We start from the raw sequence: 12,049 nt of genomic DNA on the forward strand, positions 1-12,049 counted from the left end.
CCGGCTTGGAACCGCGGCAGGCGGCTTTTTCCCGGCATCGCTGCGGGAGAAGAGCCGCTTTTTTGGCGGGCGGAATCGGCGCCGGACAAACGTAATCTATGCCGACAACACTTCCGGTGAAGCGCCCCGGGTCCGCCTGTATTATTTTCAAGCCCGAAAGCCCTGCAAGTCCCACCCCGTGCCATCCCGGCAATGAAAGCGTATAATAAAATCATATCGCGATAAGGAGTGAGTCCATGACCCGCACGATCCGACCGACCGAAGACCAGCAGTATTACGAACTGACGAGTCCCACGGCGCTGCCGAAAGCTTCGGGCTTCCTGTGGAACGACCAGATGATGATCCACATGAACTGCCGCGGCTACGCCGTCGCCCAGTTCATGCAGCCGGAGCCGGCCAAGTATTCGCACGCGCCCAACCTGGAAGCGAAAACGTTTATGCAGCCCGAACAGCCGTATTACGCGCACCATCCGGGGCGTTTTCTGTTTATCAAGGACGAAAAGGACGGACATATCTTCTCCGCTCCGTACGAGCCGACGCGCGAGCTGCCGGAGACCTACATATTCGCGGCGGGCAAGCACGATATCGTGTGGACGATTATCCACCGCGGCCTGCGTATCGAGCTGCGGCTGACGCTGCCGAGGGACGGAGCGGCCGAGCTGTGGCGGATCAAGGTGAAGAACGAAGGCGAAGAAACGCGCAAGCTCAGCTTGTATCCGTATTTCAGCGTCGGCTACATGTCGTGGATGAACCAGTCCGGCGAATACGTCGAGGAGCTGGGGGCCGTCGTCTGCTCGTCGATCACGCCGTACCAGAAAGTGCAGGACTACCCGGCTATCCAAAAGCTGCGCGACAAAACCTACCTGCTGGCCGAAACGAAGCCGCTTGCATGGGAAGTGAGCCAGGAGGCGTTCGAAGGCGAAGGCGGCATTATGCGTCCGTCGGCGCTGGAGAGCGAAACGCTGGCCTGCGGCGATTCCCGCTACGAGATGCCGGCCGCCGCGATGCAGTATCGGGGCGAGTGGGCGCCGGGCGAAGAGCGGGAGTACCGGTTCGTGTTCGGGCCGGCGAAGGACGAGGAAGAAGTGGCGGCGATCCGGGAACGGTACTTCGGCGGAAATAAAAACGCGGCCGGCGCGGAACCCGCCAACGGGGCGTTCGGAAACCCGGATTTATTTTCGGCAAAAGAAAACGGAGGCGGCGGGGAGCGCGAGGGAGATCCGGCGGCGTTTTCCGAAGACGGTTTCGATGCGGCGGCGCGCGATTACGCGGACTATATCGCGGCGGGCCGGGGCTGCCTGGACATCCGGACGCCGGACGCCGATCTGGACAACTTCGTCAACCACTGGCTGCCGCGTCAGGTGTATTATCACGGCGTGACCAACCGGCTGTCCACCGATCCGCAGACGCGCAACTATTTGCAGGACCATATGGGGATGAGTTATATCGATTCGCGCAGCACGCGGAATGCGTTTCTGACGTCGCTGTCGCAGCAGCGGGAAGACGGTTCGATGCCGGACGGCATTGTGCTGTACGAAGGCGCGGAACTGAAATATATCAACCAGGTGCCGCATACGGACCACTGCGTCTGGCTGCCGGTGTGCCTGCTGACGTATCTCGACGAAACGAACGACTACGGCCTGCTGGACGAAGAAGTTCCGTATGCGGGCGGGAACAAAACGGCGTCCGTCTTCGAACATATCGACCGCGCGGTGCAGTGGCTGATCGGCGACCGGGACGAGCGCGGGCTGAACTATATCAACCAGGGCGACTGGTGCGACCCGATGAATATGGTCGGCTACAAAGGCCGCGGCGTGTCCGGCTGGCTGACGATCGCCACCGCGTATTCGTGCCGGGTGTGGGCGGACATTTGCGAGCGCGGCGGCCGCGCGGACGAAGCAGCGGAGTACCGCGAGCAGGCGGAGGAGATCAACGGCGCGGTCAACCGGCATCTGTGGGACGGCGACTGGTACGCGCGCGGCATTACGGACGACGGGATTGCGTTCGGCATCCGGTCGGACGAGGAAGGCCGGATCTTCATTAATCCGCAGGGCTGGTCGCTGCTGAGCGGCGCGGCGGACGAGTCGAAAAAAGCGAAGCTGATCCGCGCGGTGGAAGAGCAGCTGGAATCGCCTTACGGCGTGGAGAAGCTTGCGCCGTCGTACACGGCGATGCGCGAAGACGTCGGCCGGGTCACGCAGAAGCATCCGGGCTCGGCGGAGAACGGCGCGGTGTACAACCATGCGGCGGCGTTTTATATTTACGCGCTGTACGCGGTCGGCGAGAAAGAGAACGCCTACCGGCTGCTGCGCAAGATGCTGCCGGGCACGGACGAAGCGGACATCGCGCAGCGCGGCCAGCTTCCGGTCTTTATCCCGAATTACTATCGGGGGGCTTACCGGCAGTTCCCGCGCACGGCGGGCCGCTCCAGCCATCTGTTCAACACGGGCACCGTGCCGTGGGTGTACCGCTGCGTGATCGACGGCTTGTTCGGCGTGCAGGGAACGCCGGACGGCCTGCGCGTCGCGCCGCAGCTGCCGGCCGACTGGAGCGAAGCGTCCGCCGTGCGCCGGTTCCGCGGCGCGGAGTACCGCATCGCGATCACGCGCGAAGCCGGGGTAAGCGAAGCGGAAGTGTATGCCGGCGGCGAGCGGCTGGACGGCGGGATCGTCCGGCACGCGCAGCCGGGCGGGGTGTACGAAGTTAAGGTGAAGCTGCCGCTGTAGAAGCGCTGCGGCTGCGGCGCTGGCGCGGACCGCGCACCGCGGTTTCTTTTGCGGGCCGGATTCGGGCTCCGATTACGGGTACGTTTCCCGGTTTCCCGATTGGGCCGCGGATGCTTGTGCCATCGGATTGGCACCACGCTTGGCGGCCAGGCGTTCATACGATCCGTTAAATACCGGAAGTTTGCGAGAAACCGGCGTTAAAAGATAGGCGATCCGTTAGCGCGTGCGGGACCGGCGATAAGCCGGTCTTTTTTATTTGAATTACGATTGATTGAAGGAGACCGCGGCGCAACCGTCCGGATTCCGGCGTGAATTCGCGGTAACCTCGGCTGCTTCCTCGCTGGATGTACATTGAGGAAAGTGGTACACTATTTTAAAAGTTATTTATGAAACAGGGTTTCGCTTAGTGAAACTAATCTGAGTTCATCTATAAGGAGCGATGCAAAATGAGCGAGCAGGCCGGAAATGACAAAGCGGACCATAACGGACCCGACGGCAGGGAAACCCAAAGCGGCCGGCATGAAGCCGGTCGACCTGACGACAGCAACCCCGACAGCAAAGCCCGGTTCTCCGACCGGGTCGAAGCTTACGCCAAATATCGTCCGGGCTACCCGGCGGAGGCGGTCGATTACGTCTGCGAAGCGGCGGGCTTGAGCGCAGGTTCGGCCGCCGCCGATCTCGGGGCGGGCACGGGGATTTTCTCCAAGCTGCTGCTGGAGCGCGGCGTAAAGGTCGTCGCGGTGGAGCCGAATCGGGAGATGCGCGAAGCGGCGGAGGCGGCGCTGGCCGGCTTCGAAGGATTCCGGTCCGAAGACGCTTCGGCCGAAGCCACCGGACTGCCGGACGGTTCGGTGGACGGGATCGTCTGCGCGCAGGCGTTTCACTGGTTCGACCGCGAAGCGGCGCGTATCGAATTCGACCGCATTCTCAAGCCGGGCGGCCGCGCCGCGCTGATCTGGAACGCCCGCCTGACGCAAGGCAGCGCCTTCCTGGAGCAGTACGAAGAGCTGCTGCTGCGGCGCGGCACGGACTACAGCGAGGTCAATCATCGCAATGTGTCGCCGGACATCCTGCACGGATTTTTCAAGCCCGGCACCCTGTCCGAAAAGCGCTTTCCCAACCGGCAAACCTTCGATTTCGAAGGCTTGAGCGGCCGCGTGCGTTCTTCGTCTTACGTGCCCGCGCCCGGTACCCCCGGCTACGAGCCGCTGATGGAAGAACTGCGGGAAATCTTCGATCGCAATCAGGAGAACGGCCGGGTATTTTTCGACTACGAAACGGAAGTGTATATCGGCGAAGTGTAGAAGCGCAGAAGCAGGCGAGCGCGGTAATGTGGACATGTAGAAACGTAGAAATGTAGAGAAGCGGGGAACCGGACAAGGAGCGGCGCCGAAGTATGCGAACGCTCAAAAAGGGATGGACTATGCACGGCGAAAATGGAACGGCGGCGTTTCGAGCAGCGGCTTCGGATGGAAACGACGAAGCTGCCGCCAAACCCCGTCTTTTTCGGTTTGCCGCATCACTCGCGTTGTTCTGACGGAACCCGGAGATGCTGTTCGGCCAAATCGGGCTGGCTACCGCGGATTAACGCGAATCGAAATATCGTGCCCGAAAGCGCCGAGCCCGACATTTCGAACCCCCGCGGCCTCGATGCGAGCCCGCCAATTCAAAGGATGCGCGGCTCAATCGCCGGCTTACTCACTTGTTCTATCCAGGACCTGTACGCAAACTCACTGAAGCGCATCTTGACCTGCTTTTTCGCCCTCTTAAGGATTCGTGCATGCTTGAGGCGCCAATCCGTTAACGCTGCGTCGTGTTTCCTTGACGGGTCCCCGCTCCGCATTCACAACTCCGCTCTCAAAGCTCCGCGGGTAAGCCCGTGCGAGCCGAGCTCCAGTTCCACAGTTCTTTCGCCCGCGGCTCTTCATAGGATTCGTCCGAGGACGGAATCGCCCTGGGGCCGTCCCAGTACGTGCCGCTGTGTTCGACCGGAAGATGCTTCAGCAGCAGTTCGGCCAGGTCTCCGCCGGACTGTTTGGTGCTGCGCACGGCGCTGTTGAACAAACGCAGCGCGGGCATGACATAGTTCCAGGCGAACCGCAGAATCGGCGGGAAGTTCCGCGACAGGGCCGAGCCTTTGCCGGGCATCATGCCGGGATTGAAAGCCGTAACGATCACGGCGCGGCCGGCGCGCCGCAGCCGCCGGTCCAGCTCGTAGGCAAAGTACAAATTGCACAGCTTGGAAGTCGTATAACGGACGCTTCCGCGCTGGGCCGGCGAAAGCTGCGCCAGCTGCCGGTCGGACGCGGCCGGATCGGCCATGATCTCCGGGTGTTCGTAGCGGGGAGCGGGCATGCCGGTCTTGGCGGAAGGGTCGTGGGTATCGCTGCTGACGACAAGCACCTGTCCGCCTTCTTCAAGCTGTCCAAGCAGCAGCCGGACGAGCAGGAAATGCCCGAGGTGGTTGACGCCGAATGTCGCTTCCACGCCGTCGTCGGTCGCCCGGGTTTCCTGCGCGAAATTCGAGCCGGCATTGCAAATAATTGCGCGCAGCGGCGGCAGCCCGGCGGAAGCAAACCGATCCGCGAAGCGGCGCACCGAATCGAGCGAAGCCAGATCGAGGGTCATTGCGGTAATATGGCGGCTGCCGGTTTCCCGGATCAGCGTTTGTACGGCGGGCTCCATTCGCTGCATGCTGCGCGAGGCGATCACGATATGCCAGCCGCCGGAGTCGGCGGCGATCTTCTTGGCGGCCTCGAAGCCCAGACCGGCATTGCCCCCGGTAATAATAACGGTTCCGCCCTGCGGTGCTGCCGGCTTTTCCCGGTTTGTATTCATTCACGGCACTCCATTCATCGATTGATATTAAATACGATACAGTACCGTATCGTATATTGTCAAGAAGAAACCCCGCTTTCGCATGAAAACGGGGCTGACGGTGAATACAATTGCCATACACACAAACTCCGGTCCGACCGCCGCCGGTTACTATCTACCGTTCTCTCAACCCGTTCAGCAGCAGGTCGACCGCCTGCTTCAATTCCGCGTCGAGTTCGGCTTCGCCGGCGGCAGGCTTGAGCAGCAGGCGGTATACGGCGAAGCCGACCATAAAGTCGGTGACCACATTCAGATCGACATCGCCTCGCAGGCGTTCCGATTCGCGGAAGCGTTCGACCAGCAAAGAGATTTCCTGCGTTTTGGGCAGCGAATGCTGCTCCCAGTACGATTCCGACACCGGCGAACTGCCGGCGAGCGTGGAGATCAACAGCGACAGCATCTGCCGGCCAAGCGGGTTGTTCATACGCTGCGCAAAGCTGCTCGACAGCGCAAACAGCGATTCTGGCAGATCGCCGTGCAGATCGGTGTTCATCTCCGGCTTGATCCGTTCCAGCGCGGCGACGATCAATTCGTCTTTGCCGCCCCAGCGGCGGTAAATGGAGCTTTTGCCCACGCCGGCACGCTGCGCGACCGTCTCAATGCTGAGCTTGTCCACGCCGCCTTCGGCCAGCACGTCAAGCGTCGCCTGCAAGATGCCGGCATGCACTTCTTCACTTCTCGGCCGTCCGCGCGAAGGCGCCAGGGAAGCCTTCGCCGCGCCGTCGGCGCCCGTGCTTCGCGTATTTTCTTTTTTACCATCCGCCTTATGTGGACGCGCTTTGTTGCTTTCCATAGTCGTTCCTCCCATTCCTTCGTTCCTCGGCGGTTACAATCCCAGCTTCATCGCCATGCTGTAGCCGTTTGGGCCGAAGTTGTAGCGTTTGCGCAGCTCGATCAGGTCCGGGCCGAACGTGGCTTCCAGCGTATCGCGGTGCGCCTGCATAATCTCGTAAATATACAGATCGTGAATAATGACTTCGGTGATCGGCATGACCAGCCCCGGATGCACCGTCCAGGCCGCGCGGCTGTCCGTGCCCAGCGATACGATGCCGGCGACGACCTCGCGGTCGTCCGCGCTGACGACGAGCCAGCGGCCGCCGTATTCGCGCGTGATCTCCGCGCTCGAATCGTGCGGGTACACCTGCGCGAAATCGAATTCCAGCTCCCCGTACAGGATCATCAGGATGTCCAATCCCCGCCCGGCCGCGGCGCGCAGTTCCGGTTCCAGCAGCTTCGCTTCTTCCGGCCAGATCTCCAGCAGCACGCGCCCTTCGGCGCGGCGGATCGTTTCGGCCGCCCGGCTCAGGATGGCGTCGGCGCCGTTGATGTTCCATATATTTTCGCGGTTCGACGCGACGTAAGCGTACTGTTCCAGCGCCGCCTCGGCCGCTTCGAGCGACGCTTCGGCGCGGCGCTTTTTAAGCCGGATCAGCTCCTGCGGCGGCAGCGGCGTATAGAGCGCCGGTTCTTCGTGGCTCACCATGACTTCGCCGCGCTCGACCAGTCCGCCCAGCACTTCGTAGATCTTGGAGCGCGGCACGCCGGAATTGAGCGAGATGGCGTAGCCCGACAGCGGCGATTTATCCAACAGCGCCAGATAAGCCCTGGCTTCGTATTCGGTAAAGTTCAATTCCTGCAGCATGTGGACGATTTCGGGCTTCATGCTTGGGCCTCCCCGTGTTCGCGATAGACTCGGCCGCGGGCGGCGCGGCGCCGCTTGCAACAGCCGTTTCCATTATCCCACTTGACAGCCGATAGCGCCAATGCTATATCTGTATACCAGTGACTACTGGAGTAGCGACTAATAAAGTTCGATGAAGGAGGTACGGAATTGGGCACTCTTGCGAAAAGGAAAACACAGCTTGTGCAGACGAATATCGCCGATACCGGGCTTCGTCATACGCGGACGCTTTACCTGATTGCCGCGTTAATTGCGATTATGCTCTGGAGTACGTCTTTCGTCGGTACCAAGATCGCGTACGCTTCGTTTCCGCCGCTGACGCTCGGAGCCGCAAGGTTCGCGATCGCTTCGGTGATTCTGGGAGTTATCGTGGCGGTGCGCCGCGAGTTCGCGCTGCCCGCACGCCGGGACCTCGGCATGATGGCTCTCAGCGGACTGCTGGGCACGACGATGTATTTCGCGCTTGAAAATATAGGCGTGCAGTTGACGACGGCGTCGAGCGCCGCGCTGATCGTCGCTTCGTATCCGGCCGTGACGGCGCTGCTGGAGTTCTTTTTTTACCGGACGAGGATTTCATGGATGCGCGGAATCGGGATCGCGATGGCGATCTTCGGCGTATACCGGATCTCGGGCGGCGCGGCGCAGCAGGGCGGGGAGCACGAGCTGACCGGCAATCTGCTGCTGATCGCGGCGGGCTTCGTGTTTGCGGTGTATAACTTCGCGACGCGCAAAGTGGTCGGCCGCTACTCGATGGCGACGGTGTCTTTCTACCAGACGATCGCGGGTACGATTGCGTTTATCCCGCTCGCATTGATCGAAAAAGACCAATGGCGGATGCCGACGACGGAGTCGATCTGGATGCTGCTGTATCTGGGGCTGTTCTGCTCGGTGGCGGCGTTTATGCTCTACAATTACGGGCTGCGGGGACTGACGGCGGGTACGGCGATGGCTCTGATGAATCTCGTGCCGATTTTCGGCGTCGCCTTGTCGATCACGGTGCTTGGAGAGGCGCTGCGGCCGGGGGATTGGATCGGCGGGAGCATCGTGATCCTGGGCGTGATCCTCAGTGTGAGGGAAAAGAAAAAGCCGATCCGGTGAGCGAAGCGGAAGCTTATCCGCCGCAAGAGAAATTGCCGGCGTATACGTCCGAAGCGCAATTTTCGAAAAGCTCAAAGCCGCGTGTTGAAATCGAGAAAGCGGCCGCGGCCGCTTTCCGTGGAATAAGGGTTTGGGGCGAAGTTTATTGACTTGTCTCGAATCAACGCAGGATTGGATTACAGCGAGACAAGCAGCTAATTTCGCTTGGATACTGCTCAATCCCGATAACGGATCGTCATGCTCAGATGAACGGTGTCCGTTCCCGAATTGCGGTAACGGTGAGGGCGATCGGCGCGGAAGCGGATCGCGTCGCCGCCGAAGATCGTATGGCTTACGCCCGCGATCATCAGCTCGAGCGTGCCCGCGAACAAAGAGATCAGTTCTTCGGTTCCTTCGCGGTGCGGTTCCGATTCCAGCACACAGCCCGGTTCCATCTCCAGCGTATACACTTCGAAGCCGCGCTCGGCGTCGTAAGGAAACATCGGATACAGCCGGTAGGTTTGCTCCGAGTCTTCCATCATTTGAATATTCGCCCGGCTCACCGCGACGGCGTCCGCGGGCGGTTCGACGATTAAAGAAGTGAACGAGACTTTCAGCCCGTTGGCGATTTTCCATACGGTGGTAAGCGATGGACTGGATTCGTCCCGCTCGATCTGGCCGAGCATCGTTTTGCTGATGCCGGTGAGGTCGGCGAGCTTATCCAGGCTGAGTTTGCGTTCGGCGCGTTATTCCAGCCTTTTCTGATCCGTCATGCAAAAGGATTCAATACCAACATGGCGCTGCTGCTGGTATACAGCGCCGCGGCGGTCTGGATCTGATCGGCGGAAGCCGCGTTGCGAGAAATTCGGTTTCTTCTGTATAATATTCAAAAAACGAACGCCGGACGACGCGAACTACGCGCCGATGACGGACGAACTGCGCCGAATCTTCGACCGTACCGCGAAGAACGGCCGGATTTCTTTTGACTATGAAACGGAAGTGTACTGGGGGACGTTGTAAGCTAATTCCTGCCCCGCAGACTCATCAGCAGCACGACCGCGATGATGCACATCGTGCCGCCCCACTGCCAGGTTCCGAACGGTTCATGCAGCCAGACCACCGTGGTCAGCACGGCCGCGAGCGGCTCCAGGCTGCCGAGTACGATCGTTTCCTGCGGCGGCAGATTGCGCAGGCTTTCGATATAAAACCAGAAAGCCAGCGTCGTCCCGAAGACCAGCACGAACGCCAGATACCCGTAACCGGCAGCATCCAGCGCCGGCCAGGGAGCATTCCACGGCGGACGAATCGCCGCAAGCGCCAGACCGCCCACCGTCATCGCCCAGCCGACCACGACGAGCGAATCGTATCGGCGCAGCAGCGGGACGGCGGCCAGCGTGTAGAAAGCGGCGGCGACCGCGGACAACAATCCCCAGATCACAGCCGGCGCGGGTACGGACAACGACGACAACGAACCGTTGGTGAGCAGCATGAAGCAGCCGAGCAAGGCCAGCGCAGCGGTCGTAAGTTCAAGCCGTGTAGGCGCCTGGCGCCGTCTCAGCAGCACATACAGCAGCGCGACGACCGGGGACATATATTGAAGCAGCGTCGCGACGGCCGCGTTCCCGTAGCCGATCGATGCGATAAACGTATACTGCACCGCGAGCATCCCGGCCAATCCGTAGATCAGCAGCAGCGGCGCGATCCGGCGGTCGGTCCAGATCCGCAGCAGTTGCCGGCCGCCTTTCAGCGCGAATTGCAGAAGCAGCAGCAGCGGTCCCGCGACCAGCAGGCGGATCGTGACCAGCCAGGCCGCGTCGGCGCCGTAATGGTGCATCAGCTTCTGGGACACCGTACCGCCGACGCCCCATAACACGGCGCCCGCGATAACGAAAAACAAACCGGTTTTGCGATTCGGGGAGAGATCGGCCGCAGTGTCCGGCGACATTGCGGTTTTTTGCCGCGTTTGCGGCTTTTTTTGCGGTTCCGTTCTTTTTTCCATCCTGTCGATTTCCTTTCTTTTCGGCCGCTGTGGCAAACCGTTCTATCGTGATAGAATGATTGTAAGCGGAGAAAGACACGAAAAATACGCGAAAAGAAGCCAAAAATATCGGGGTATTGAGGTGAATCATGCAAAACCGGAATTTTCCGATCGAAAGCGAAAGTCTGCGCGAGCTGACGTCCCACCGCACCGCGATCCTGCCGGTCGCTTGTTATCGCACGCGGATCGACCGCCATGTGCACGGCCGCATTCCGCTGCACTGGCACGACGAGGTGCAGTGGGTCCGGGTCGAGCAGGGAGAAGGCGCGTTCCGGGTCAACGACGAAGAATTGACGCTGCGCGCGGGCGAAGGATTGTTTATCAACGGCGGCTGCCTGCACGGAGCGGAAGACCGGAACCGTTCGGGCTGCGTCTACGTCTCGCTCAATGCCGCCCCGCATTTCCTGCTGCCGGGCGAGCTGCGGGAGGCGTACCTGACGCCTTATCTGGGCGCGGCCGGCATGCCTTATCTGCGCTTCGACGCCCGGTCGGGGCGGGGAGAACGGCTGCTGGACGGGATCGGCGAAGTGCACCGGCTGCTTGAACAAAAGCCCGCTTTTTACGAACCGGAGATCGCGATGCTGCTGACCCGGTTATGGCACGACGTGATCGCGGGCGGGCCGGAGCCGAAGCCCGGCGAAGAACGCGGAATGCGCAGCCGGCGGGTCAAGCATATGCTGAATTGGATTCACGACCATTACGCCGAACCGGTTCGTTTGGAGGACATCGCGCGGGCGGGCGGTTTGAGCCGGTCGGAATGCTGTCGGTACTTCAATACTTTTCTCGGCGGCACGCCGCTCGGTTACGTCGCGGATTACCGGATTCGGCAGGCGATGGATCTGCTTCGGGGAGACGCGAACGTGACGGAGACCGGCTACCGCGTCGGGTTTGTCAGCACGAGCCATTTTATCGAAAAGTTCCGGTTGAAGACGGGGCTGACTCCGTTGGCGTACAAAAAGAAGGAGGCGAACAAGACGTGACATCGATCGTCAAAGTGAACGGGGCGGCGAGAGCGGACTTTCTTGGTTTGCTGCCGGGCGACGTATGGGTAGGGTGTCGTTATGGGGCGGAAGGGCTTGCCGGAAGCGTGAATCGGGAACAATTTTTGGCGTTGAGAAGAATAAAGCCGGCGGCTAAATTCGTATTGTCGTTCAACGAATACGATACGCCGCACGAGAAGCGGCTGCGGCTGCTGGACGAACTGGCGCCGGATTATTACGAATACACGCCGCCCGATCCGTTGAAAAAAGCCGAATTCGCCGCCTGCATGGAGCGGCTGGGCGAGATTGAAGTCCCGAAGATCGCGGGGCCTTTTCCGGTGCTGAAGGACGATATGTCGATGATCCGCGAGCGCGAGCCGTTTGCCGAGATGACGCGTCGGGGGACGGTTTATTTTCTTTTCGACGTGGAGTCGGCGGTGGATGCGGACTTCCGGTTATCGACTGCGCAGCGGCGCGAGCTGGACGACTTCTGGGCGGAGTTTCCGGCGTTGGCGAACGATTCGTTCGATCGGTTGGACACGTATCCGCTGCAAAACCAGCATGGATACTCTCTGGATGCGATCGTGCCCGGAACGGATCAATCGGCGCGAAGCGGGAACGCGATGACGTCGGCGAAGATTGTTCGGCTGTTGAAAACGCTGAGGTAAAC

The 12,049-nt window shown here is 60.9% G+C and carries 10 protein-coding genes; 5 read left to right on the top strand and 5 right to left on the bottom strand.

Annotated elements, in window-relative coordinates; all coding sequences use genetic code 11:
• The first annotated feature begins 236 nt into the window (after positions 1-236).
• Both QWJ34_RS08640 and QWJ34_RS08645 read left to right on the top strand, forming a co-directional pair.
• On the top strand, positions 237-2,726 hold the full coding sequence (locus QWJ34_RS08640) for a GH36-type glycosyl hydrolase domain-containing protein (RefSeq protein ID WP_302726979.1): 2,490 nt from the start codon (positions 237-239) through the stop codon (positions 2,724-2,726).
• A gap of 446 nt (positions 2,727-3,172) precedes the next feature.
• On the top strand, positions 3,173-4,030 hold the full coding sequence (locus tag QWJ34_RS08645; protein ID WP_302726981.1) for a class I SAM-dependent methyltransferase: 858 nt from the start codon (positions 3,173-3,175) through the stop codon (positions 4,028-4,030).
• 553 nt (positions 4,031-4,583) lie between these two features.
• On the opposite strand, the gene QWJ34_RS08650 is transcribed toward QWJ34_RS08645, so the two are convergent.
• From QWJ34_RS08650 to QWJ34_RS08660, 3 genes are all read right to left on the bottom strand, one after another.
• Positions 4,584-5,564 carry an SDR family NAD(P)-dependent oxidoreductase gene (locus QWJ34_RS08650; RefSeq protein WP_302726983.1) on the bottom strand — a complete coding sequence of 327 codons (981 nt, stop codon included), beginning with the start codon at positions 5,562-5,564 and terminating at the stop codon, positions 4,584-4,586.
• A 154-nt stretch (positions 5,565-5,718) separates the two neighbouring features.
• On the bottom strand, positions 5,719-6,396 hold the full coding sequence (locus QWJ34_RS08655) for a TetR/AcrR family transcriptional regulator (protein ID WP_302726984.1): 678 nt from the start codon (positions 6,394-6,396) through the stop codon (positions 5,719-5,721).
• Between the two features lie 33 nt (positions 6,397-6,429).
• Entirely contained in the window at positions 6,430-7,266 is an 837-nt protein-coding gene (locus QWJ34_RS08660; protein ID WP_302726985.1) for a TrmB family transcriptional regulator, read from the bottom strand.
• 201 nt (positions 7,267-7,467) lie between these two features.
• On the opposite strand from QWJ34_RS08660, the gene QWJ34_RS08665 reads away from it, so the two are divergent.
• Entirely contained in the window at positions 7,468-8,382 is a 915-nt protein-coding gene (locus QWJ34_RS08665) for a DMT family transporter (protein ID WP_302726986.1), read from the top strand.
• A 215-nt stretch (positions 8,383-8,597) separates the two neighbouring features.
• Here QWJ34_RS08665 and QWJ34_RS08670 read toward each other — a convergent pair whose 3' ends face one another.
• Both QWJ34_RS08670 and QWJ34_RS08675 read right to left on the bottom strand, forming a co-directional pair.
• Positions 8,598-9,047, bottom strand: coding sequence for a helix-turn-helix domain-containing protein (locus QWJ34_RS08670; RefSeq protein WP_302726988.1), 450 nt, complete (start codon positions 9,045-9,047; stop codon positions 8,598-8,600).
• Between the two features lie 335 nt (positions 9,048-9,382).
• Positions 9,383-10,360, bottom strand: coding sequence for a DMT family transporter (locus tag QWJ34_RS08675; protein WP_302726990.1), 978 nt, complete (start codon positions 10,358-10,360; stop codon positions 9,383-9,385).
• A 128-nt stretch (positions 10,361-10,488) separates the two neighbouring features.
• Here QWJ34_RS08675 and QWJ34_RS08680 point away from each other — a divergent pair, with 128 nt between their 5' ends.
• Positions 10,489-11,379 carry a helix-turn-helix transcriptional regulator gene (locus QWJ34_RS08680; RefSeq protein ID WP_302726992.1) on the top strand — a complete coding sequence of 297 codons (891 nt, stop codon included), beginning with the start codon at positions 10,489-10,491 and terminating at the stop codon, positions 11,377-11,379.
• Positions 11,376-12,047 carry a hypothetical protein gene (locus tag QWJ34_RS08685; RefSeq protein WP_302726994.1) on the top strand — a complete coding sequence of 224 codons (672 nt, stop codon included), beginning with the start codon at positions 11,376-11,378 and terminating at the stop codon, positions 12,045-12,047. Before QWJ34_RS08680 ends, QWJ34_RS08685 begins: the two co-directional genes overlap by 4 nt.
• Positions 12,048-12,049 lie beyond the last annotated feature (2 nt).

The organism is Saccharibacillus sp. CPCC 101409 (genome assembly GCF_030518235.1).
Classification (GTDB): Bacteria; Bacillota; Bacilli; order Paenibacillales; family Paenibacillaceae; genus Saccharibacillus.

Bases quoted from the DNA above. Each gene is read 5' to 3' on its own strand.
- QWJ34_RS08640 (WP_302726979.1), top strand. From the start codon at position 237: ATGACCCGCACGATCCGACCGACCGAAGACCAGCAGTATTACGAACTG.
- QWJ34_RS08645 (WP_302726981.1), top strand. From the start codon at position 3,173: ATGAGCGAGCAGGCCGGAAATGACAAAGCGGACCATAACGGACCCGAC.
- QWJ34_RS08650 (WP_302726983.1), bottom strand. From the start codon at position 5,564: ATGAATACAAACCGGGAAAAGCCGGCAGCACCGCAGGGCGGAACCGTT.
- QWJ34_RS08655 (WP_302726984.1), bottom strand. From the start codon at position 6,396: ATGGAAAGCAACAAAGCGCGTCCACATAAGGCGGATGGTAAAAAAGAA.
- QWJ34_RS08660 (WP_302726985.1), bottom strand. From the start codon at position 7,266: ATGAAGCCCGAAATCGTCCACATGCTGCAGGAATTGAACTTTACCGAA.
- QWJ34_RS08670 (WP_302726988.1), bottom strand. From the start codon at position 9,047: ATGCTCGGCCAGATCGAGCGGGACGAATCCAGTCCATCGCTTACCACC.
- QWJ34_RS08675 (WP_302726990.1), bottom strand. From the start codon at position 10,360: ATGGAAAAAAGAACGGAACCGCAAAAAAAGCCGCAAACGCGGCAAAAA.
- QWJ34_RS08680 (WP_302726992.1), top strand. From the start codon at position 10,489: ATGCAAAACCGGAATTTTCCGATCGAAAGCGAAAGTCTGCGCGAGCTG.